Here is a 21,126-nt window from a genome sequence, read left to right on the forward strand (position 1 = left end):
AGGGCATGGCGCTGGCGGTAGCGGAGCGGCGGCAGGAACGGGGGACGGTGCACGCCGCACCGGCGAAGGACAGGTACCGGTGGTGGGGCCCGCTGGCGGTGGCCGTGTTCGCCGGGGTGCTGCGGCTGTGGAACCTCGGGTACCCGCACGCCTTCGTCTTCGACGAGACGTACTACCCCAAGGACGCCTGGTCCCTGTGGCAGCAGGGCTACGAGTCGGCCTGGCCGGACAACGCCAACCAGCTGATCCTCGGCGACCCGCAGGTCATTCCGCTCAGCCACGCCGCCGCGTTCATCGCCCACCCGCCGCTCGGCAAGTGGGTCATCGGCCTCGGCACCCACTTCTGGGGCCTGCACCCCTTCGGCTGGCGGATCGCCGTCGCCGTGCTCGGCACCCTCAGCGTGCTGATGGTCGCCCGGATCGGCCGCCGCCTGTTCCGCTCCACCCTGATCGGCTGCGTCGCCGCACTGCTGCTGTCCGTCGACGGCCTGCAGTTCGTGATGAGCCGGGTCGGCCTGCTCGACGGCGTCTCCGCCTTCCTGGTGCTCGCCGCCTTCGGCGCCCTGCTCGTCGACCGCGACCGCACCCGCGACCTGCTGCGCGCCGCCCGCGCCGAGGGCGGCCGGGCCGCCGACGAGGTCCGCCTCGGCCTGCGCCCCTGGCGGCTCGCCGCGGGCCTCCTGCTGGGCGCCGCCTGCGCCGTCAAGTGGACCGGCGCACCCGTCCTCGCCGTCTTCACCGTCCTCGTCCTGCTCTGGGACCAGGCCGGACGCCGCGCCGCGGGCGCCCACCGGCCCTGGCGCTCGATGCTCCGGCGCGACCTGTGGCCCGCCGCGCTGTCGATGCCCGTCGCCGCCCTGGCCGCCTACCTGCTGTCCTGGAGCGGCTGGCTGGCCACCGACGGCGGCTACGACCGGCACTGGGCGGACGGGCGCTCCGGGGCCTTCGGCTGGGTGCCCGCGCCGCTGCGCAGCCTGTGGCACTACCACTCCGAGATCTGGCACTTCAACACCACCCTGACCTCCCCGCACACCTACCAGTCCAACCCGTGGAGCTGGCTGGTCCAGGGCCGCCCGGTCTCCATGTACTGGGAGCAGCTGAAGACCGGCGAGAAGGGCTGCACCGCGCCCGACGGCTGCGCCAGCCAGATCCTCGCGCTCGGCACCCCCTTCCTGTGGTGGGCCGCCTGCTTCGCGCTGCCGTACGCGCTCTACCGCTGGTTCTTCCGGCGGGACTGGCGCTCCGGCGCGATCCTCGCCGCGGTCGCCGCGGTCTACCTGCCCTGGTTCCAGTACCAGCAGCGCACCGTCTTCTCCTTCTACATGGTCGTGCTGGTGCCGTTCCTGTGCCTGGCCGTCGCCCAGATGCTCGGCGCGATGCTCGGCCCGGCCGGCAGCACACCGGTCCGGCGGCGCTGGGGCGCGGCCGGGGCCGGACTGGTCGTGCTCGCGATCATGGGGTGCTTCGCGTTCTTCCTCCCGCTGTACACCGCGGAGGTGTTCCCGATGTCGGACTGGCACGCCCGGATGTGGTTCGTCAGTTGGATCTGAGTCCGCGATGAGCAGTCCGGTTGCCGCGGGCGGCGCCCAACTGCTGCCGGTCACCCCGGCGTTGGGCGCCGCCTGCGCGTTGCTGCTCGTCGTCGCCGCGCTGGTCGCCGGGCGCGGCGGCCTCGGGCACGGGCGGGCGGTGCTGCGCGCCGGGCTGCGGGCGGCCGTCCAACTGGCCCTGGTCGCGCTGGTGATCGCCTGGGTGGTGCGTTCGCTGTGGACGTCCGCGCTGTTCGTGCTGCTGATGTTCGCCGTCGCGGTGCGGACCGCCGGGCGGCGGATCGGCGAGGGCGGGCGGGCACGGGGCGGGGGACGTGCGTCCGCGGGGCGGTGGGAGTGGGCGTGGGCGGCGGTGCCGATCGCCGCCGGGGTGCTGCCCGTCCTGCTGCTGCTCGCCGCGACCGGGCTGCTGCCCGCCAGGGGCATCACCGTCATCCCGGTCGCCGGGATCCTGATCGGCGGGGCGCTCACCGCCACCTCGCTGGCCGGACGCCGGGCGCTGGACGAACTGCGGCTGCGGCACGGCGAGGTGGAGGCCGCGCTGGCGCTGGGCTTCGAGGAGCGCGAGGCCCGGCTGGAGATCTGCCGCACCGCCGCCGCGACCTCGCTCGTCCCCGCGCTCGACCAGACCCGCACCGTCGGCCTGGTCACCCTGCCCGGCGCGTTCGTCGGCATGCTGCTCGGCGGGGCGACGCCCGTCCAGGCCGGGGCGGTGCAGCTGTTCGTGCTGGTGGCGCTGCTCGCGGTGGAGGCGGTCGCGGTGACGGCGGTGCTGGAGCTGGTCGGACGGGGGCTGGTCGGGGCCGCGTCCGGCGTCCGTTCCGGCGTCCGGTAGGCTCTGCGCGTTGTTGAAGGGGAGTAGCCCTCCACCGGACCGTCGACATGCTGGCCAGTCCCTCGCGGGGCGGCCCGGCGCCCGGGGCACCCTGCGGGGTGTCGGCGAGACCTTCGGCCGCAGTGCTGTGACCATGAACCAGTGCTGCCGGGCCGAGGCGTCCCCTGCTGCGGGTGGCTCCGGGGTCGGCGGCCCCGAGACGGAGAGACCCCGCCACCAGGGGGCACCGCCCAGCCCCCCAGGGCTGGGGGAGAACAGCCTGACCATCGCCGCGCTGACGTTCGGCATCGTCTTCCTCGCCGAACTCCCGGACAAGACCGCCCTGGCCAGCCTGGTCCTCGGCACCAAGTACCGCGCGGGCTACGTCTTCGCGGGCATCGCCGCCGCGTTCGCCCTCCAGGTCGGCCTCGCCCTGGTCGCGGGCCGCCTGCTCGCCCTGCTGCCGCACCGCTGGGTCGAGGGCATCACCGGCCTGCTCTTCCTGGGCGGCGCGGCCATGCTGCTGTGGCACAAGGAGGAGGAGGACGACGGCGCCGAGGGCCGGGAGCCCGCGAACCGCTCCTTCTGGAAGGTCGCCGGGACCAGCTTCGCCATCGTCGCGGTCGCCGAGTTCGGCGACCTCACCCAGATCATGACCGCCAACCTCGCCGCCAAGTACGACGACCCGCTGGCCGTCGGCCTCGGCTCCTGGCTCGCGCTGTGCGCGGTCGGCGGCCTCGCGATCGTCGGCGGGCAGAAGCTGCTCCAGCACGTGCCGATGAAGGTCATCGTGCGGATCGCCGCGCTGGCGATGATCGTGCTGGCGGGGTGGAGCCTGTTCAAGGCGGTCACCGGCTGACGGGCGTCAGTCGGGGGTCGGGTGCCGGGCGGGGTCAGCAGTCCGGGCTGCGCGGCGTCCGGGCCAGCGCGGCCTGGGTGGCCGCGTCGTAGACGCCGTCCTGGTACTGCTGCCGCGGCTTGCTGTCGCCGAACAGGTCCTGCTGGACGCCCTGCAGGACCTGCCGCGTCCAGTCGCCGAAGCCCAGTTGGCCGCTGCGGGTGCGGTCGATGGTCAGCGGTCCGATCCGGTTGCACCGGTACGCCATCAGCGCCTGCTGCATCTGCGTCACCTCCGGGCCGGTGTCCCCGAACTTCAGCGCCTTGCCGGTCGGCGGCGGGGTGCTGGACGGTGCGGTCGGGCTGCTCGGCGCGGCCGGGGCCTCGCTGCTCGGGGGAGCCGCGGCCTTGGTGGTCACCGCCTGGGTCGGACGGGCCTTGGTGCGGGACGGCGACGGGCTCTCCTGCGCGGCCGGGGCGGAGGAGACGGCGCTCGGGGCCGGGCCGGTCGGGTCCGGCGACACCTCGGTCGGGGAGGACACCGCCGGGCCGGTCGGCGCGGGCAGCGCGTGGTCGACCTTCGACGGCGAGGAGGACAGCAGCATCGCCAGGCTCGCGCCCAGCGCGGTCACGCCGACCGCACCGCCCGCGATCACCAGCCGACGGCGGTCGGCGCTCTGCCGACGCCGCTCGCGCCGGTCGGCCCGGCTGACCGGGCCGTCCGCGTCGTCCTCGCGGAAGGTGAACATGCCGAGGTCGGCGCCGGGCGCCGCGGGCCACCGCTCGTCCTCGCCCTCGTGCGGGGGCTGCGCGGGCTGCGGGGCGTGCTGGGGGTCGGACGCGGTGGCCCGGGCCCGGTCGTGGCCGTCGAGGTCGATCAGCTGGGGCGCGTCGGCGTCGGCCTCCCCGGCGCCGGGCGGGCCCGGGGGCACGGGCGGGTACGAGGCCGCGATCGGGGAGGGCGGCGGCGGTGCCACGACCGGGCCCAGGGTCAGCGGCACGGTCTGCTCGGCGGGCGCCTGGGCCGGGGGCTGGTCCGAGGGTCGGCCCGGGGGCGGGATCGGCACGAAGCGGCCCGGGGCGTCCTGCGGGGGCAGGTTCTGCGGCGGGACGTCCTGCGGCGGGACGGGCGGCAGCAGTCGGGTCGCGGCGGCGTCCGGGTGCGGCTGGGCCGGTGCGGCGGGCGGCGTCGCGGCGGGCGGCGTCGCGGCGGGCTGCGGGGAGACGTTCTGCGGTGGTACGAACGGGCTGGCGGCCTGCGGGACGTGCGGGGGCCGGCCAGGGGGCGGCGGATCGGCGGCGGGCGGGCCGGTGATCGGCTGCACCGCGGGCGGCTGCGGGGCGCTGGTCGGCACGGCGACCGGGGGAGCGGCGGCGGGGGGCGTCGCGGCGGGCTGCGGGGCGATCGGCCGCACCGGCGGCGGGCCGACCCGGGTGGCGAACGGGTCGACCGCCGGGTCGCCGGGTTCCACCACGGAGGCCCCGGCCACGTACGGGCGGACCAGTGGCGGTCCTTCCAGGTGGGGCAGGACCGCGGTGTCCTCGACCGGGGAGGTGGCGTTGCACGCGCAGCTACCGGCCGTGCGTGCGGTGCCGCAGCGGGGGCAGCGCTCTGCCGGCATGGGCCGGTCCTCCTCGGGTCGGAATCGAACGGGGGTGATTATGCAGGAGCAATCCCCGGGGCGACAGGGACGTCCTGGAGCGGGCGCACTTCCCGCCCGGTATGCCGGAGTTTCGGCGGTTTTCCGGCCGGGGTCGGGGGCGTGACGGCGGGGGTTCCCGCCGCGTCCCGGGGCGTCCGCCGTGTTCGGGTGCCGGCCTGCGGGCGGGTCGCCGCGGCCGGACCTCAGGCGTCCGCCGCCGCGCCGACCTGCTCGCGGTACTGCTGCGGGCTGACGCCCCGGACCCGTTTGAACGCGGCGCTGAGCGCGAAGCCGCTGCCGTAGCCGACCCGGCGGGCGACCGCGGCCAGGGTGGCGTCGGGTTCGGCGAGCAGGTCGGCGGCGCGGGCGAGGCGCCAGTCGGTGAGGTACGCCATCGGGGGAGCGCCGACCAGTTCGGTGAAGCGCCGGGCCAGGGCGGCCCGGGAGGCCCCGCACGCGGCGGCCAGGTCGTGCACCGTCCACGCGCGGGCCGGGTCGGCGTGCAGCAGGCCCAGGGCGCGGCCCACCAGCGGGTCGGAGTGGGCCCGGTACCAGGCCGGGGCCCGGTCGGCGGCGCGGGCGAACCAGCAGCGCAGGGCGGAGATCAGCAGCAGGTCCAGCAGCCGGTCCAGCACCGCGTCCTGGCCCGGCTCGTCCCGGCCGATCTCCGCCTCCAGCAGCGCCATCAGCGGCGAACCCCACTCCGCGGCGTCCAGGCGCAGCACCGGCGGCAGGGCCCGCAGCAGCCGTCCGCTGACCTCGCCGTGCAACTGGTACGTGCCGCTGAGCAGCACCGTCGCCGCGTCCGGGCCGGTGCCCCAGGTCCGGACGCCCTGGTCGAGCACCTCGCACATCCGCGCGCCGTCGACGGTGGTGGACACCTGCCCGGGGTGGACCACCACCTGCGGCGGGGTCTGCGGCAGGTCCGCGACGGTGTACGGCTCGGGGCCGCGGACGATCACCAGGTCGCCGGGGTGCAGCGGCACCGGCTCCGCGCCGTCCGGGACGACCCAGCCGCTGCCGCGCACCGTGGTCAGCACCGTCAGCGGCGCCCGGTCCTCGATCCGCAGCGACCACGGCGGGTCGAACACCGACCGCAGCAGGAACGCCCCGCGGGCCCGCGGGGCGGTCAGCAGGGCGGTGAGCGCGTCCATGCCCGCCAGGGTAGACGGCCGGGGGCGCGGCGGCGGTGCGGACGGTGGACGCTCGCGCATGCCAACGAGCGCCCAGGCCATGGATCTTGGTCCGTCGGACGGATTGACTGGAGGTCATGACGACACGAACGGGGGTTCCCGCCATGGCAGTTCTCCGCACGGCGGCGCTGGTCGGCGCGGTCCTGCTGACCGGGCTCGGCGCCGGGCTCTTCTACTCCTACGCCTGCTCGGTGATGCCGGGCCTGGCGCAGGTCGGCGACCGGGCGTTCGTCGACACCATGCAGCGCATCAACACGGCCATCCTGAACGGCTGGTTCATGCTCAGCTTCCTCGGCGCGCTGCTGCTGACCGCCGCCGCGGGCCTGCTCCAGTGGCGCGGCGGCGACCGCACCGTCCTGCTGTGGATCGCCGCCGCCGCGGCCCTCCACCTCGTGGTGCTGATCGTCACCGGGACGGTCAACGTCCCGCTCAACGACCGGCTCGCCGCGGCGGGCGCCCCCGACTCCCTCACCGACCCGGCCGCCGTCCGCGCCGCCTTCGAGGAGGTCTGGGTCCGCTGGAACCTCGTCCGCGCCCTCGCCTCCACCGCCGCCTTCGGCTGCCTCACCTGGGCCCTCGCCCTCTCCGGTCGCACCGCCTGACCACCGGCGGTCGGTGGCCGGGGGCGGTCGGGCGGCCGGGCGGCCGGGGTTCGGGGGCGGTGGGCGTGAGGTGGGGGAGGATGGGGGGATGAGCGTAGTGAAGATCAACGTGCTGACGGTTCCCGCGGAGCAGCGGGAGGTGCTGGAGCAGCGGTTCGCCTCGCGGGCCGGGGCGGTGGAGGGGTCGGACGGGTTCGAGTGGTTCGAGCTGCTGCGGCCGGTCGAGGGGACGGACCAGTACCTGGTGTACACGCGGTGGCGGGACGAGGAGTCGTTCCGGGCGTGGATGGAGGGGCCGATGAAGGAGGCCCACCAGGGCGGCGGGGGCGAGCGGCCGCGGCCGGCGGCGAGCGGGTCGCAGGTGTGGTCGTTCGAGGTGGTGCAGCAGACGGGCCCGAAGGCGTAGCCGGGGCGGGGAGGGCGGGGCCGGTCTCGGGGAGGCCGGTCCCGTTCCCGTGTCAGCGGAAGGCGGCGCGGCGGGTGGCGCGGCGGAGGGTGCGCAGCAGGGGGCCGCCGACGGTGAGGCAGAGGACGGCGGTGAGGGCGGCGCGGGAGAGGTCCCAGCCGAGGGAGGTGGTGAGGCAGTAGAGGGCGAAGCGGATGAGGTTGGCGGGGAGCGGGTCGCCGGGGACGAAGGAGATCGACAGGCCGAGGCCGCCGATGTAGGGCCAGCCCTGGAGGTTCATGACGGTGCCGTAGCCGACGGAGGCGAGGACGCCGTAGACGGCGAGGAGCAGCAGCTCGGGGCGGCCGCGCAGGCGGGCGGCGCCCGGGAGGAGGCCCGCGCCGAGGCAGACCCAGCCCATGGTGAGCATCTGGAACGGAAGCCAGGGGCCGACGCCGCCGGTGAGCAGGCCGGAGGCGAACATGGCGAGCGCGCCCAGGACGAAGCCGAAGCCGGGGCCCATGGCGCGACCGGCGAGGACCATCAGGAAGAACATCGGCTCCAGGCCCGCGGTGCCACCGCCGAGCGGGCGCAGGGCGGCGCCCGCGGCGGCGAGGACGCCGAGCATCGCGACCGCCTTGGCGTCGAGGCCGGGGGCGCCGGTGGCGTCGCGGCTCTCGGAGAGCTGGGCGACCACGACGGCCAGCAGCAGCGGCATCAGCAGGGCGAACAGCCAGGGCGCGTCGGCGGAGTGGCCGACCAGGTCGGAGCTGCGGGCGGCGAGCAGCGGCCAGCCGAAGGCGGCGGCGCCGATCGCGGAGACCAGGGCGAGCAGCAGGGCGGAGCGGCGGCCGAGCGGGACGGGGCGGTCGAGGGAGGGCAGGGGGGAGGGGGGAGGGGAGGGGAAGGTCATCGCGGCGGCTCCGTGCCGAGGGCGGCGGCGACCTCGGGGACGGTCAGGTAGGGCGGGAGGATCTTCGCGGTCTGCGGGGCGAAGGTCGGGGAGGCGAGGACGACTTCGGGGGTGGGGCCGTCGGCGACGATCTCGCCCTCGGCCAACACGGCGGTGCGGTGGGCGAGTTCGGCGGCGAGTTCGACGTCGTGGGTGGCGAGCAGGACGGCGTGACCGTCAGCGGCGAGGGCACGCAGGACGGTGACCAGGCGGGCCTTGGCGGCGTAGTCGAGGCCGCGGGTGGGCTCGTCGAGCAGCAGGACGGGCGGGCGGGCGGTCAGCACGACGGCCAGGGCGAGGGTGAGGCGCTGGCCCTCGGAGAGGTCGCGGGGGTGCCGGTCGTCGGCGACGTCGGGCAGCAGGGTGGCCAACAGGGCGCGGCAGGTGCCGGGTTCGGCGTCGGCGTCCTGGTCGGCGGCGGCGCACTCCTCGGCGACGGTCTCGGCGTACAGCAGGTCGCGCGGGTCCTGCGGGACGAGGCCGACGGAGCGGATCAGGTCCTTGGGGCGGGACTTGTGCGGGACGAGGCCGTTGACCCGGACGGTGCCGGAGTCGGGGGCGTGCAGGCCGACCAGGGTGCCGAGCAGGGTGGACTTCCCGGCGCCGTTGCGTCCCATCAAGGCGGTGATCTGCCCGGGGGCGAGGGCGAGTTCGACGCCGCGCAGGGCCGGGACGCGCCCCCGGGAGACCACCAGGCGGCTCGCGGTGGCGACGGGTTCCGCCGGGGCGAGTGCCAACTGCGGCGCGGGCGGCGGGAGTTGCTCGCGCAGCGGGGCCGCACGACGGCGGGCGTCGCGGACGGTGAGCGGCAGCGGCGTCCAGCCCGCCAGCAGCCCGAGGTCGACCACCGGCGGCCGGACGGGCGAGCGGGCCATCAGCGCGGCCGGGTCCCCGAGCACCGGCGGCTCGCCCGGGCCGGGCAGCAGCAGCACCTGGTCGGCGTACTGGACGACCCGCTCCAGCCGGTGCTCGGACAGCAGCACGGTGGTGCCCAGGTCGTGCACCAGGCGCTGCAGGACGGCCAGCACCTCCTCGGCGGCGCCCGGGTCGAGCGCCGAGGTCGGCTCGTCCAGCACCAGCACCTTCGGGTGGACGGTCAGCACCGAGCCGATCGCCACCCGCTGGCGCTGCCCGCCGGACAGCGAGGACAGCGCCCGGCCGCGCAGCTCGGCCAGGCCCAGCAGGTCGAGCGTCTCCTCGACCCGGCGGCGCATCACGGCCGGGGCCAGGCCCATCGACTCCATGCCGTAGGCGAGTTCCTCCTCGACGGTGTCGGTGACGAAGTGCGCCGCCGGGTCCTGCCCGACGGTGCCGACCACGTCCGCCAGGTCGCGCGGCCGGTGGGTGCGGGTGTCCCGCCCGGCGACGGTGACCCGGCCGGTCAGGGTGCCGCCGGTGAAGTGCGGGACCAGGCCGCAGACGGTGCCCAGCAGCGTCGACTTGCCGGAGCCGGACGGGCCGACCAGCAGGCACAACTCGCCCTCCGGCACCGTCAGTTCGACACCCGACAGGGCCGGGGCGGGGGCGTCGGCGTACTGCACGCCGACCTGCTCGAAAGTGATCACCGGGTGCTCCGGGGCGGCTCGGGGGTGACGAAGGCGGGCAGCAGGCCGACCAGTGCGGCCAGCGCGGGCAGCAGCGGCAGGGACGGTGCGGTCGGCGGGACGACGCTCGGGGACAGCGCCTCGGGCCAGCGGCCCGCGTACCAGATCAGCGCGGCCGCGACCAGCGCCCCCGAGGCGGCCGTCAGCCACTCCGGCAGCGCCCACGGGTCCGGCCGGTAGCGGGTCCGGACGGTGCGCCGACCGCCCAGCACCAGGCCTCCGGCGGCGGCGCCGACCCCCGCCAGCAGCACCGGCGGCGCCCACGGGTGAGCGCCCGGGGTGAGCAGCCCGTACGTCGCCGAGCACACCGCCAGCAGCCCCGCGAGCGTCAACGCCCCCGCAGTGCGGGCCAGTCGGCGCGGGACGGCGGCCGTGCGGCCGAAACCGCGGGTGTCCATCGCCGCGGCCAGCGCCACCGAACGCTCCAACGCGCCCTCCAGCACCGGCAGTCCGACCGACAGCACCGCCCGCACCCCCCGGTCCGAGCGCCCGCGCAGCCGCCGGGCCGCGCGCAGCCGCCGGACGTCCGCCACCAGGTTCGGCGCGAAGGTCATCGCCACCACCGCCGCCACGCCCGCCTCGTACAGCGCGCCCGGCAGCGAACGCAGCAGTCGCGACGGCGAGGCCAGCGCGTTCGCCGCCCCCACGCACGCCAGCAGGACCGCCAGCCGCAGCCCCTCGTACAGCGCGAACAGCACCCCCTCCAGGGTCACCGAGCCGCCCAGCCGCACGCCCTGCGCCCAAGCGGGCAACGGGACCTGGGGCAGCGTGAACAGCAGGTGGGTGCCGCCGACCGGGGAGCCCAGCAGCACCGCGAACACCATCCGGGCGGCCAGCACCAGCAGGCCCAGCCGCAGGAACGCCGCGTAGGAGCGCGACCAGGGGGCGTCGCCGCGGCGGGCCGCTACCACGTAGCCCGCCACCGCCAGGATCAGCAGCAGGAGCAGCGGGTTGGTGGTCCGGCTGGCCGCCGCGGCCAGGCCCAGCGACCACAGCCACCACGCCCCCGGATGCAACTGCCGGGCCAGTGCCCGGCTGTGCGCGGCGGCCGAACGGGCGGGTGGGGAAGCGGAGTTGGGGCGGGCGGTGTCGCGAGCGGGGGCGGGGGCGGTGTCGGGGGCTGCGCGGGGCAGGCGGTGGACGGACACGGTCAGCGGGTGGCGCGGCGGCGACGGGCCTGCCAGACGGCTCCGGCGCCCAGCAGGACCACCGCCCCGACCCCGGCGTACAGGCCCACGGACGGACCGCCGTCGGACGTGCCGCCACCCGAACTGCCGCCGGTGGAGCCGGTGTTCGCACCCGCCGCGACCTGCTCGCCGCAACCCGCGTGCGGGTAGCCCGAGATGGCGCACAGCATCGCGCCGGAGTCGTAGCGCAGCGGCGCGGCGACCGCGGCCAGCACCTCGGCGGAGTTCGCCGCAGTCGGCACCGAGGCGCACACCGAGCGGACGGCGGGCGGCTGTTCGCCGCCCGGGGCGTCCTGTGCGGTGCCGAAGTCCAGCACCACGGCGACCCGCTTGTGGCCGCTGCCGGGCGCGGTGTCCGCGCAGATCGCCGCGAAGTCGGGGGCCGGGCCGGGCCGCGGGGCGTCCTGGCCGCCGTCCGGGCTCAGCGCGAACCGCCAGCCGTCCACCGCCCCGTCCGCCGGGACGTTCCCGGCCGGACCGACCTGCTGGTAGGCCCAGCCGTCCGCACCGCCCTTCCAGAACGACCAGTACCGGTACTCGGCCGCCGAGGAGACTCCGGCCGCCGGGCCGAGGAGCGCGGCGCAGGCGGCGAGGAGGGCGAGGAGGAGCGGGAGGAGGGGGGAGGCGGGGCGGGGGGACCGGTCGGTCATCGGTCCTGCTCCGGCTGGTCGTCGGAGGTACCGGGGGCGGGCGCGTCGGCGGGGGAGGCCGACTTGTGGCGGCGGCGGTTGAGGCTGAGCAGCAGGCCCGCGCCGACGCCGACCAGGAGGCCGACGCCGATCAGCCAGCCGGCCGAGAAGCCGCTGTTCTCGTCGGGTTCGGTGATCGCCGAGCCGGGGGCGCGGGTGGCCTGCGGGTCGCCGACGGCGGGGGCGGACTTCGGCGCGGGGCCGGAGGCGATCAGCAGCTGGACCAGGTTGGCGCCGCCGAAGTTGTACGGGTCGAGCTTGGCGGCGCGGGCGGTGAGCACCAGGGTGGCGGTGGCGGCCGGGTTGGTGCCGTCCTTGCCCTGGGCGGCCCAGGGGAAGGCGTTCCCGGCGAGCCAGTCGGCGGCGCTCGCGGCCTCGGCGGAGTGCCCGGCGGCGACCAGGCCGAGGACGGTCCAGGCGGTGGAGTCGTACGCGGGGGTGGCGGTGTCGGAGCCGGGGGTCTTGGCGAGCAGGCGCTGGCCGTCGGCGGCGAGGCGGGCGGTGAGCCAGGCGGCGTCGGCCTCGGCGGAGTCGGCGTGGGCGACCGGCCCCGCGGCCTGGGCGCCGTCGCAGGCGAGGGCCTTCGGCGGGGCGTCCTTGCGGTCGGTGGTGGTGACCGGGAGGTGGCCGCCCGCGGCGGCGAGCAGGGCCTGCGCGGAGGCGATGGTGTCGGCGGCGGCGGGGACGCCCGCGGCGGGCTGGTAGAGGAAGGCGCCGCGCTGGTCGGCGGCGGTGGCGCAGCCGAGCTGGAAGGAGGCCAGGCCGTCCCAGCCGCTGTGGCCGTCGACGGCGACCTGGGCCGGGTCGAGGCCGGCCGCGAGCAGACCGTTGAGGACGACCGCGGTGGAGTTGGCGTCGCCGGGCGCGCCCGGGTTGTACGCCCAGCTGCCGTCCGGGTTCTGGTGGGCGCGCAGCCAGTCGGTGGCGCGGGTCACGGGCTGCTGGTGGCCGCCGAGCGCGGTGAGCGCCTGGACGGCCATCGAGGTGGCGTTGGTGTCCTCGGTGGCGGGGGCGCACGGGGTGCCCTCGGCCCGGTAGGACGGCCAGCCGCCGTCCTCGCACTGCTGGCCCAGCAGCCACTGCACGGCGGCCGCGGCCGGTTCGACCTTCTCCTGCTGGAGCGCGATCAGGGCCAGCGACTGCCGCCACACCCCGTCGTACTGCGGGTCGCCCTTGCCGTACAGCCCGGCGGGCACGCCCGGGGAGGGGGTGGTGGAGGCCGCGGCGGAGCTCGTGGAGGAGGCCGTGGACGAGGGCGCGGACGGGGCGGGGGAGGCGGTGTCGGCGAGCGCGGGCGCGGCGGCGGCAGCGGCGAGCAGGGCGCCGGCGAGCGCGGCGGCGCCCAGGCGGGCAGCGGTCGGCATGAGGGGGGAAGCCTTTCGGTGAGCGGTCGCAGCGGGCCGGGGCACACCCCGGTTTCGCCCGTAGACCCACGACGGATGAGGGCCGCTCGCCTCCGGCCGGGCAGTCCGACTGCGCCGCGCCCCGCGGGGGCGGCTCACGGTTGCGGGTCAGTGCCGGAATCGCACCGGCTTCCCCCGGCCTCGGAGGCGGATGTGGAGTTGTCGCGCGGTCCGGCGGGGCCGGCCGCGACCCCAAGACTCTAGCCCTCGGCCCGGGACGCCCCGGCGGCAGGTGGTGGAACGGGTTGCAGTTCCGGCCGGGCGGCGGGGGCCGCGGCGGCGGGCTCCAGCAGGCGGGCGGCGGTGTGCAGGTCGGCCCGGACCTCGGCCAGCGAGGCCCGTCCGGACAGCCAGGCCAGCAGGGTGGCGTGCCAGGTGTGGCCGACCACCCGCAGGGCCGCCTGCTGCTCGGCGGTGGGCGGCCCGGGCAGCCGGGCGGCGGTCAGCACGATGGCGCCGGTGGCCTGGGTGACCTCGTCCACCTCGGAGCCCACCGAGCGGTCCGCGAAGGACAGCGCCCGCACCATCGCCTCCGCCAGCCGGGGCTCGCGCTGCATGGCGCGGAAGGCGACGGTGAGCGCCTCGGCGACCCGGGCCGCCGGGTCCGGCCCGGCCGGGGGGTGGCGTCGCACCTGCTCGTGCAGGCGGTCCAACTGCTCGCGCATCACCGCGACCAGCAGGTGCACCTTGGACGGGAAGTACCGGTACAGCGTGCCGAGCGCGACCTGCGCGCCCTCCGCGACCTCGCGCATCTGCACCGCCTCGTAACCGCCCCGGGCGGCCAGCGCGGTGGCCTCGCGCAGGATGCCCCGGCGGCGCTCGGCCTGCCGCGGCGTCAGCGGCCCGGCGGCGGCGGTGGCGGTCACGGGCGCTCCAGGAACGAGGTCGCGGGGAGGCGGGGACGGCGTGGTGCGAATCACCCGTCGCGGCTCCTGACGACAAGCTACGGGCCGGTAATCTTCGAGGTCCCTCGTTGTTCACTTTCTCCAACGACGAGCCCGCACCACTGTGAAACGTGATCTACTTTACCGGTCGGCGGCCGCCTCCGTCGCCGGTCCCGGTGAGTAGCGAGGAAGGGGACTGGGGATGACCGCTGTGTCGCCGCCGCCGCTGCGGATCGCCCTGCTGTCGTACCGCGGCGACCCGTTCTGCGGTGGCCAGGGCGTGTACGTGCGCCACCTGTCGCGCGAACTGGCCCGGCTCGGCCACCACGTCGACGTGATCGGCGCCCAGCCGTACCCGGTGCTCGACCGGGTCGACGGCCCCGGCTCCGTCCGCCTGGTCGAACTGCCCGGGCTCGACCTGTACCGCGCCGACGACCCGTTCCGCACCCCCGCCGCCGCCGAGTTCCGCGGCCCGGTGGACCTGCTGGAGTACGCGGTGATGCGCACCGGCGGCTTCCCCGAGCCGCTGACCTTCTCGCTGCGCGCCCGCGCCTTCCTGGCCCGGCACAAGGGCCGCTACGACGTCGTCCACGACAACCAGACCCTCGGCTACGGCCTGCTCGGCCTGGCCCGGCACGGCTTCCCGCTGGTCACCACCGTCCACCACCCCGTCACCGTGGACCGGCAGCTGGAGATCGACGCGGCCCGCACCCGGCTGGAGCGGCTCGGCAAGCGCCGCTGGTACGCCTTCACCCGGATGCAGCGCCGGGTCGCGGCCCGGCTGGAGCACGTCCTCACCGTCTCGGAGAGCTCGAAGGCCGAGATCGCCGAACAGCTCGGCACCGCGCCCGGCGCGGTCTCGGTCGTCCCGGTCGGCGCCGACACCGGGCTGTGGTCGCCCTCCGCCGCCGTCGCCCGCGTCCCCGGCCGGATCGTCACCACCTCCAGCGCCGACGTCCCGCTCAAGGGCCTGGTCCACCTGGTCGAGGCGCTCGCCAAGGTCCGCACCGAACGCGACGCCCACCTGGTCGTGGTCGGCAAGCCGCAGAAGGAGGACGGGCCGGTCACCGAGGCGGTGCGCCGCTTCGGCCTCGAGGGGCACATCGAGTTCCGCACCGGCCTGAGCGACACCGACCTCGTCGACCTGTACCGCTCCGCCGAGGTGGCCTGCGTCCCCTCGCTGTACGAGGGCTTCTCGCTGCCCGCCGCCGAGGCGATGGCCACCGCCACCCCGCTGGTCGCCACCACCGGCGGCGCCATCCCCGAGGTCGCCGGACCGGACGGCGAGACCTGCCTCGCGGTGCCGCCCGGCGACGCGGGCGCGCTGGCCGCCGCGCTCGGCCGCCTGCTGGACGACCCCGGACTGCGCGCCCGGCTCGGCGCGGCCGGGCGCGAGCGCGTGCTGGCCCGGTTCACCTGGGCCCGGGCCGCCGAACTCACCGTCGAGCGCTACCGGGCCGCGATCGCCACCGGCACCGGCGCCGCCGCCCGGTCCGGCCCCGGCTGGCGCTACGTCGGCTGACGCCGTGCCGGCCGGTGCCGTGCCGGCCGGTGTCGTGCCGGTCGGCGCCGTGCCGGTCGGTGTCCTGTCGTTCGGCGTCGTGTCGGCGACACTTCGTCGGGTGACGAACCGTCAACTCCGAAGCAACACCCCCTCCGCGAATGGAGCCCCGCAGTGCTGACCGTCGACTTCTCCCGCTTCCCGCTCGCCCCCGGCGACCGGGTGCTCGACCTGGGCTGCGGCGGCGGCCGGCACGCGTTCGAGTGCTACCGGCGCGGCGCCAACGTGGTCGCCCTCGACCGGAACGCCGAGGAGATCGCCGAGGTCCGCAAGTGGTTCGCCGCCATGGAGCAGGCCGGCGAGGCCCCCGCCGGGGCCAGCGCCACCGCCATGGAGGGCGACGCGCTGAACCTGCCCTTCGACGACGCCACCTTCGACCGGATCATCATCTCCGAGGTGATGGAGCACATCCCCGACGACGAGGGCGTCCTCGCCGAGATGGTCCGCGTCCTCAAGCCCGGTGGACTGCTCGCCGTCACCGTGCCCCGCTACCTGCCCGAGAAGATCTGCTGGGCGCTGTCCGACGAGTACCACGAGGTCGAGGGCGGCCACATCCGGATCTACAAGGGCGACGAACTCGTCGAGAAGGTCCGCGGCGCCGGCCTCACCCCGTACGGCACCCACCACGCGCACGCCCTGCACGCCCCCTACTGGTGGATCAAGTGCGCGGTCGGCGTCAACAACGACAAGGCCCTGCCGGTGCGCGCCTACCACCAGCTACTGGTCTGGGACATCATCGGCACCCCCGTCATCTCCACCCTCACCAAGGCCGCCGAGAAGGCCCTCAACCCCGTCCTCGGCAAGTCCTTCGTCGTCTACGCCAGCAAGCCGCACGAGCCCGGAGCGGACGCGTGACGGCCGCCGTCCCCGCCGCCCTGCTGCTCGACGGCGTCCTGGACGCCGCGCAGGCCGCCGACACCGTCCGCTCGATCCTCGCCCACCAGCAGCCCGACGGCGCCATCCCCTGGTTCCACGGCGGCCACCTCGACCCCTGGGACCACACCGAGGCCGCCATGGCCCTCGACACCGCCGGGGAGCACGCCGCCGCCGAAGCCGCCTACCGGTGGCTCGCCGACCGGCAGAACCCCGACGGCTCCTGGTACGCCGCCTACGCCTACGGGCAGCCCGGCACCGCCGACGGCACCGCCACCGACCGCGCCCGCGAGACCAACTTCTGCGCGTACGTCGCCGTCGGCGCCTGGCACCACCACCTGGCCACCGGCGACGACCGCTTCCTCGAACGGATCTGGCCCACCGTCAGCCGCGCCCTCGACCACACCGTCCGGCTCAGCCTCCCCGGCGGCGCCATCGCCTGGCGCCAGGACGAGGACGGCACGGCCGCCGAGGACGCCCTGCTCACCGGCTCCTGCTCGATCCTGCACGCCCTGCGCTGCGGACTCGCCGTCGCCGACCACCTCGACCGGCCGCAACCCGACTGGGAACTCGCCGCCGGACGCCTCCAGCACGCCATCGCCCGCCACCCCGAGCGGTTCCTCGACAAGGGCCGCTACTCCATGGACTGGTACTACCCCGTCCTCGGCACCGCCCTGCGCGGCGAGGACGCGACCCGGCGCCTGGCCGCCGACTGGGACCGCTTCGTCGTCCCCGGCCTCGGCGTCCGCTGCGTCAGCGACCGCCCCTGGGTCACCGGCGGCGAGAGCGCCGAACTCGCCCTCGCCCTGTGGGCCGCCGGACAGTCCGACCGGGCCGTCGAGATCCTCCGCTGGATCCAGCACCTGCGGCACCAGGACGGCTCCTACTGGACCGGCTACGTCTACGAGGACCACGCCATCTGGCCCGAGGAGCGCACCACCTGGACGGCCGGCGCGCTGCTGCTCGCCGTCGCGGCCCTCGGCGGCGACCACGCGACGGTCAGCGTCTTCGGCGGCGAGCACCTGCCGGGCGGGCTGGTGGTCAACGACTGCTGCTAGCGGTTCCGGCGTCGGGCCGCTCGGTGTGCGGGGCGTGACGCGAAGGCGCAACGCGAAGGACGCAACGCGAAGGTCCGCCCGGGGGAGGGGATTCCCTCTTCGGGCGGACCTCCGGGCTTGGCGGCTCCCGCTGCGCGCGGTTCCCCGCGCCCCTGTCAGGGCGTTCGGCGCGGGAGGGGGAACGGCGAAGGTCCGCCCGGGGGAGGGGATTCCCTCCTCGGGGCGGACCTTCGCCGTCGTGCTCACCGCTCCGTGCGGTGCACCGGGTCAGCCGCGCTGGATGCCGGTGGTGTCGTTCAGGACGCCGTGGGTGCCGTCCGGGAGCTGGGCGACCAGGGCGCTGCCGCGCTGGTCGACGGCCAGGTACCAGGTGCCGGGGACGAGTTCGCCGACCGCCGGGGCGGCCGGGTTGTCCTTGTTGGCGAGCTGGCGGACCGCCGGGACGGCGAACCAGAACGGGGCGAACGGGGCGCCGCCCTGCGCCGGGACCTGGTCCTGGACGGCGGGCTGCACCGCGGTGGGCAGCGGCGCGACCGCGGCCGCGGCCGGGGACGGCGCGGCCTGGGCGGCCTGCGGGAAGCCGTAGCCGCCCGGGGCCGGCTGGGCCTGGGCCTGGCCGAACGGCTGGGCGCCGCCCTGCTCGGGCTGCGGCTGGCCGGGGAACGGCTGCTGCTGGGCGCCGGGGTAGCCGTAGCCGGGCGCACCCGGCTGCGGCTGGGCGCCGTACTGCGGGTACTGCTGGCCGACGGCCGGGGTGCCGGTGCTCAGCGGGGCCTGCAGCGCGGGCAGCGCGCCCCCCGCGATCACGACGCCGGCCATCACCAGCAGCGAGACCAGGCCGAGCCAGGCACCGCCGCCGTAGCTGACGCCGGTGCCGGTGAGGCCGCCGAAGGACCACAGCATGCCCCACAGGGCGATGACGACCGAGGCCTTGCCCCACTGGTCCAGGCGCAGCCCGACGAACTCCTTGTTGCCCAGCGTCGCCTTCTGCAGGGCCGCGACCACGATCAGCACGGCGCCGATGATCCCGAGCAGGAAGACCGACTGGAGGATCGGGAAGTAGTCCGACTTCCAGGAGTTGAAGGAGTCGCTGCCCCGGCAGTACGAACCGCAGTCCGCACTCCGATAGGGCAGGAAGGACGAAATCAGGAGCAATACGGCCGCACCGGCGACGGCGGCGTCTCCCCTGGTGAGAGCGCGCAGATTCACTGACGTTCCCCTCATTGGTGTAGTCGTGGTCGGCGGGCGGTTGACCGGGCCCCCGTGGTACCGGGTCGGTACGACGGGGCAAAAGCCTAGAGCCAAGGCGACGCCGCGTGCACGGCGCCCTCCGGATCCGCACCGAATCGGTACGGAGGGGGACGCCGGAAATCGGGGTGGGAGTGGGGGCGGGCCGGTCGGCTCACCCGGTGAGATAGCTGGTCAGGGCATCGGCCAGGGCCAGGGCGGCGCTCTGCCGCCACTGCGGGTCGGCCATCCGCCGGGCGTCGCCCGAGTTGCGCATGTTCCCGCACTCGATGAACACCTTCGGCACCCTGGACAGGTTGAGACCGCCCAGGTCGTCGCGGGTGTCCAGGCCCTGCTGGCCGATGTAGCTGGAGTACGGCTCCCCGGTGCCCGCCTTGAAGGCGTCGCGCAGCAGCACGCCCAGCCGGTGCGAGGGGTCGACGATCGCGGAGGTGTCGGCCGGTCCGGCGACCACCCGGGCGGGCATGATCACGTGGAAGCCGGTGCCGGAGGCCGGCGCGCCGTCCGCGTGCACCGAGACCGCCGCGTCCGCCTTCGCGTCGTTGCCGATCCGGGCGCGCTCGTCGATGCAAGGCCCCCAGGGGCGGTCGCCGTCCTGGGTGAGCACCACGGTCGCGCCCCGGTCCTGGAGGATCTGCCGGGCCCGGTGCACCACGTCCAGGGTGAACTCGGCCTCCGGGTAGCCCGCGTCGGTCGAGGTACCGGTGGTGTCGCACTCCTTGCGGGCGTTGCCGATGTCCACCTTGCGGTTGATCTCGGCGGTGTGCTTGGCGTTGCCCGTGTTGTGGCCCGCGTCGAGCAGCACCGTCCGCCCGGCCAGCGGCTTCGTCCCCCCGCCCTGCGGGGTCGCGGCCGCCGGGGACGGGGCCGATCCCGGGGCCGCCGCGGACGGGTCCGCGGCCGAGGCCGCCGGGGAGCCGCCCGCGTCCGCACCGCCCGCGTCCGCGCCGCCCACCCGGTCGCCCTCCGCGTAGCTCGGCGTGCGCGGCGCCGAGGCGGTCGAGGTGACGTCCCGCGAGCTGTTGGCCACGGCCTGCCAGCCCAGCCAGCCGATCAGGCACACCGGCAGCACCACGGCCGCCGCCTTCGCGGCCGGTCGCCAGCGGGCGGCCCGCCGCACCGGGTCGGCGCGCGGGTCGGCGTACGGGTCCGGCTCGTCGGGTCCGTCAGGACCGTCGGGACGGACGTGGTGCGGGGTGGTACGGCCAGTCACGTGTTCCTCAGATCCTGTCCCCGGTACGGGGCGTCAGCCCGTACGCCTGGGCGATCGGTTTCCACTTCGCCGCGAAGTCCTGCTTCGACTGGGTGGCCTTCGGGTTGAGGTCGTTGGCGCGGGCCAGGTCGGCGGTGTTGGGCACCTGGTTGTTGGTGCAGCCCTTCTCCGAGACGGTGCGCGCCCAGGCCGCGTACGCCCGGTCGATGTCCGCCGAGGTCTGCCAGGCCGTCCGCAGCGCAGCCACCGCCGCGTCGCCGCCCGGCAGGCTGTCGGTCTTCAGGTCGGCCAGCTTGGTCAGCAGCGTGTCGCGCTGCTGCGCGCCGGTGTCGAACACCTGTGCCGCGCTGTCGACGTCCGCCTTCGCCGGGCAACTGCGCACCTTCGCCACCGCGTTGCCGATCGGGGCCTTCGCGTTCTCGCCCTCGCTCAGCAGCGCGTCCAGCGCCTTCGCCTGCGCCTGCGCCTCCGGGCCCGCCGACGGCGAGGCCGACGCGGACGCCGAGGCCGACGGCGACGCGGACGCCGCCGGAGAACCGTCCTGGCTGCCGGTGCCCGCCCCGCCCTTCCCCGAACTCGGCTGCGCCGCCGTCGGGTTGGCGCTGCCGTTGGCGGACGGGGAGTCGTTCGAGCCGCTGTTCTGCAGCACCAGCACCACGGCCCCGCCGATCAGCAGCACCAGCCCCGCGGCCACGCCGATCAGCAGCGGGGTGCGGCGGCGGCGCGGGTCGTCCTCGTAGTCGAACTCCGGCTCCTGGTAGCCGCCGTAGCCGCCCGGGCCGTTGTTGAACTGCTGCTGCTGGCCGCCGAAGGTCTGGTTGCCCCCGAAGGTCTGATTGCCGCCGAAGCCCTGGTTCCCGCCGAACGACGGGCCGCCGGGGCCGGGCGGCGGGGTGAAGCCCGGCTGCGGCGGGCCGCCGAAGCCCGGCGGCGGGCCGCCGTAGGTCTGGTTCCCGCCGAAGGTCTGCGGGGACTGCGGCTGCGGGTAGCCGTAGCCCTGCGGTTGCGGCTGCGGCTGCGGCTGCGGGGCCTGCTGGGGTTGCGGCGCCTGCTGCGGGCCGGGGCCGGGTGGCGGGGTGAAGCCGGGCTGCTGGCCGCCGAAGGTCTGTGGGGACTGCGGCTGCGGGTAGCCGTAGCCCTGCGCCTGGGGCTGTGCTTGGGGCTGGGGTGCCTGCGGCGGCGGGCCGGGCTGGGACGGTGCGGCGGGCGGCTGCTGGCCGGTCTGCGGGGGGACGGGCGCGGCCGGAGCCGCCGGGCCGGACGGGATCGGCGGCAGCGGGATCGCCGTGGTGGGCGGCCCCGCCGCAGCCGGGTCGGCCGCCACGGGCCGACGGACCCAGCCGCCCGCGCCGTTGTTCGCGGTCGGGTCCCAGACCGCCCTCGCGGCGCTGCCCTGTTCCGTCATGCCCTGCCCTCGCCCCCAACTGACC

At 76.2% G+C, this 21,126-nt stretch carries 19 protein-coding genes and 1 riboswitch; of the genes, 8 read left to right on the top strand and 11 right to left on the bottom strand.

Annotated features, from left to right (window positions below):
- The first annotated feature begins 5 nt into the window (after positions 1-5).
- From ACFY00_RS00550 to ACFY00_RS00560, 3 genes are all read left to right on the top strand, one after another.
- Positions 6-1,550 carry a dolichyl-phosphate-mannose--protein mannosyltransferase gene (locus tag ACFY00_RS00550; RefSeq protein WP_388025719.1) on the top strand — a complete coding sequence of 515 codons (1,545 nt, stop codon included), beginning with the start codon at positions 6-8 and terminating at the stop codon, positions 1,548-1,550.
- 7 nt (positions 1,551-1,557) lie between these two features.
- The gene (locus tag ACFY00_RS00555; RefSeq protein WP_388025721.1) at positions 1,558-2,385 is read left to right on the top strand and encodes an ABC transporter permease; all 828 of its coding nucleotides are present in this window, start codon (positions 1,558-1,560) and stop codon (positions 2,383-2,385) included.
- 127 nt (positions 2,386-2,512) lie between these two features.
- Positions 2,513-3,223 carry a TMEM165/GDT1 family protein gene (locus ACFY00_RS00560; RefSeq protein ID WP_388025723.1) on the top strand — a complete coding sequence of 237 codons (711 nt, stop codon included), beginning with the start codon at positions 2,513-2,515 and terminating at the stop codon, positions 3,221-3,223.
- Between the two features lie 34 nt (positions 3,224-3,257).
- Here the strand turns inward: ACFY00_RS00560 and ACFY00_RS00565 are convergent, their stop codons facing one another.
- Both ACFY00_RS00565 and ACFY00_RS00570 read right to left on the bottom strand, forming a co-directional pair.
- Positions 3,258-4,823: a hypothetical protein gene (locus ACFY00_RS00565; RefSeq protein WP_388025726.1), complete on the bottom strand. Its 1,566-nt coding sequence runs from the start codon at positions 4,821-4,823 to the stop codon at positions 3,258-3,260.
- A gap of 224 nt (positions 4,824-5,047) precedes the next feature.
- Positions 5,048-5,998 (bottom strand): AraC family transcriptional regulator, encoded by a 951-nt coding sequence (locus ACFY00_RS00570; RefSeq protein ID WP_388025729.1) that lies wholly within the window; start codon positions 5,996-5,998, stop codon positions 5,048-5,050.
- A gap of 143 nt (positions 5,999-6,141) precedes the next feature.
- Between ACFY00_RS00570 and ACFY00_RS00575 the strand changes: the two genes are divergently transcribed.
- Both ACFY00_RS00575 and ACFY00_RS00580 read left to right on the top strand, forming a co-directional pair.
- Positions 6,142-6,639 (top strand): DUF1772 domain-containing protein, encoded by a 498-nt coding sequence (locus tag ACFY00_RS00575; RefSeq protein WP_388025732.1) that lies wholly within the window; start codon positions 6,142-6,144, stop codon positions 6,637-6,639.
- Between the two features lie 88 nt (positions 6,640-6,727).
- Positions 6,728-7,045 carry an antibiotic biosynthesis monooxygenase family protein gene (locus ACFY00_RS00580; RefSeq protein WP_388025735.1) on the top strand — a complete coding sequence of 106 codons (318 nt, stop codon included), beginning with the start codon at positions 6,728-6,730 and terminating at the stop codon, positions 7,043-7,045.
- Positions 7,046-7,097: 52 nt separating this feature from the next.
- Here the strand turns inward: ACFY00_RS00580 and ACFY00_RS00585 are convergent, their stop codons facing one another.
- The 6 genes from ACFY00_RS00585 to ACFY00_RS00610 all read right to left on the bottom strand — a co-directional run bounded on the left by ACFY00_RS00585 (position 7,098) and on the right by ACFY00_RS00610 (position 13,725).
- On the bottom strand, positions 7,098-7,937 hold the full coding sequence (locus ACFY00_RS00585) for an ECF transporter S component (RefSeq protein WP_388025738.1): 840 nt from the start codon (positions 7,935-7,937) through the stop codon (positions 7,098-7,100).
- Positions 7,934-9,541, bottom strand: coding sequence for an ABC transporter ATP-binding protein (locus ACFY00_RS00590; protein ID WP_388025740.1), 1,608 nt, complete (start codon positions 9,539-9,541; stop codon positions 7,934-7,936). The genes ACFY00_RS00585 and ACFY00_RS00590 overlap by 4 nt, the downstream gene beginning before the upstream one ends.
- A complete protein-coding gene (locus tag ACFY00_RS00595; RefSeq protein ID WP_388025743.1) occupies positions 9,538-10,728 on the bottom strand; it encodes an energy-coupling factor transporter transmembrane component T in 1,191 nt (396 codons plus the stop codon). The genes ACFY00_RS00590 and ACFY00_RS00595 overlap by 4 nt, the downstream gene beginning before the upstream one ends.
- 2 nt (positions 10,729-10,730) lie before the next feature.
- Positions 10,731-11,417, bottom strand: coding sequence for an SCO2322 family protein (locus ACFY00_RS00600; RefSeq protein WP_388025746.1), 687 nt, complete (start codon positions 11,415-11,417; stop codon positions 10,731-10,733).
- The gene (locus tag ACFY00_RS00605) at positions 11,414-12,820 is read right to left on the bottom strand and encodes a prenyltransferase/squalene oxidase repeat-containing protein (protein ID WP_388025750.1); all 1,407 of its coding nucleotides are present in this window, start codon (positions 12,818-12,820) and stop codon (positions 11,414-11,416) included. The genes ACFY00_RS00600 and ACFY00_RS00605 overlap by 4 nt, the downstream gene beginning before the upstream one ends.
- Before the next feature lie 98 nt (positions 12,821-12,918).
- A riboswitch (cobalamin riboswitch) is annotated at positions 12,919-12,995 on the bottom strand.
- A gap of 64 nt (positions 12,996-13,059) precedes the next feature.
- On the bottom strand, positions 13,060-13,725 hold the full coding sequence (locus ACFY00_RS00610) for a TetR family transcriptional regulator (RefSeq protein WP_388025753.1): 666 nt from the start codon (positions 13,723-13,725) through the stop codon (positions 13,060-13,062).
- Between the two features lie 220 nt (positions 13,726-13,945).
- On the opposite strand from ACFY00_RS00610, the gene ACFY00_RS00615 reads away from it, so the two are divergent.
- From ACFY00_RS00615 to ACFY00_RS00625, 3 genes are all read left to right on the top strand, one after another.
- Positions 13,946-15,265, top strand: coding sequence for a glycosyltransferase family 4 protein (locus tag ACFY00_RS00615; RefSeq protein ID WP_388025756.1), 1,320 nt, complete (start codon positions 13,946-13,948; stop codon positions 15,263-15,265).
- A 153-nt stretch (positions 15,266-15,418) separates the two neighbouring features.
- The gene (locus ACFY00_RS00620; protein WP_388025759.1) at positions 15,419-16,159 is read left to right on the top strand and encodes a class I SAM-dependent methyltransferase; all 741 of its coding nucleotides are present in this window, start codon (positions 15,419-15,421) and stop codon (positions 16,157-16,159) included.
- Entirely contained in the window at positions 16,156-17,235 is a 1,080-nt protein-coding gene (locus ACFY00_RS00625) for a prenyltransferase (protein ID WP_388025762.1), read from the top strand. Before ACFY00_RS00620 ends, ACFY00_RS00625 begins: the two co-directional genes overlap by 4 nt.
- Before the next feature lie 267 nt (positions 17,236-17,502).
- On the opposite strand, the gene ACFY00_RS00630 is transcribed toward ACFY00_RS00625, so the two are convergent.
- From ACFY00_RS00630 to ACFY00_RS00640, 3 genes are all read right to left on the bottom strand, one after another.
- Positions 17,503-18,390, bottom strand: a complete 888-nt coding sequence (locus tag ACFY00_RS00630) for a hypothetical protein (RefSeq protein WP_388025765.1) — start codon at positions 18,388-18,390, stop codon at positions 17,503-17,505.
- Between the two features lie 247 nt (positions 18,391-18,637).
- A complete protein-coding gene (locus ACFY00_RS00635) occupies positions 18,638-19,696 on the bottom strand; it encodes an N-acetylmuramoyl-L-alanine amidase (protein ID WP_388025768.1) in 1,059 nt (352 codons plus the stop codon).
- Positions 19,697-19,703: 7 nt separating this feature from the next.
- Positions 19,704-21,101: a hypothetical protein gene (locus ACFY00_RS00640; RefSeq protein ID WP_388025771.1), complete on the bottom strand. Its 1,398-nt coding sequence runs from the start codon at positions 21,099-21,101 to the stop codon at positions 19,704-19,706.
- Between the last annotated feature and the right edge of the window lie 25 nt (positions 21,102-21,126).

Origin of the sequence: Kitasatospora sp. NPDC001540 (assembly GCF_042894345.1) — a bacterium.
In the GTDB taxonomy this organism is placed as follows: Bacteria; Actinomycetota; Actinomycetes; order Streptomycetales; family Streptomycetaceae; genus Kitasatospora; species Kitasatospora phosalacinea_C.

Coding starts and splice junctions, on each gene's coding strand:
- ACFY00_RS00550 (WP_388025719.1), top strand. CDS start 6: ATGGCGCTGGCGGTAGCGGAGCGGCGGCAGGAACGGGGGACGGTGCAC.
- ACFY00_RS00555 (WP_388025721.1), top strand. CDS start 1,558: ATGAGCAGTCCGGTTGCCGCGGGCGGCGCCCAACTGCTGCCGGTCACC.
- ACFY00_RS00565 (WP_388025726.1), bottom strand. CDS start 4,823: ATGCCGGCAGAGCGCTGCCCCCGCTGCGGCACCGCACGCACGGCCGGT.
- ACFY00_RS00570 (WP_388025729.1), bottom strand. CDS start 5,998: ATGGACGCGCTCACCGCCCTGCTGACCGCCCCGCGGGCCCGCGGGGCG.
- ACFY00_RS00575 (WP_388025732.1), top strand. CDS start 6,142: ATGGCAGTTCTCCGCACGGCGGCGCTGGTCGGCGCGGTCCTGCTGACC.
- ACFY00_RS00580 (WP_388025735.1), top strand. CDS start 6,728: ATGAGCGTAGTGAAGATCAACGTGCTGACGGTTCCCGCGGAGCAGCGG.
- ACFY00_RS00585 (WP_388025738.1), bottom strand. CDS start 7,937: ATGACCTTCCCCTCCCCTCCCCCCTCCCCCCTGCCCTCCCTCGACCGC.
- ACFY00_RS00600 (WP_388025746.1), bottom strand. CDS start 11,417: ATGACCGACCGGTCCCCCCGCCCCGCCTCCCCCCTCCTCCCGCTCCTC.
- ACFY00_RS00605 (WP_388025750.1), bottom strand. CDS start 12,820: ATGCCGACCGCTGCCCGCCTGGGCGCCGCCGCGCTCGCCGGCGCCCTG.
- ACFY00_RS00615 (WP_388025756.1), top strand. CDS start 13,946: ATGACCGCTGTGTCGCCGCCGCCGCTGCGGATCGCCCTGCTGTCGTAC.
- ACFY00_RS00640 (WP_388025771.1), bottom strand. CDS start 21,101: ATGACGGAACAGGGCAGCGCCGCGAGGGCGGTCTGGGACCCGACCGCG.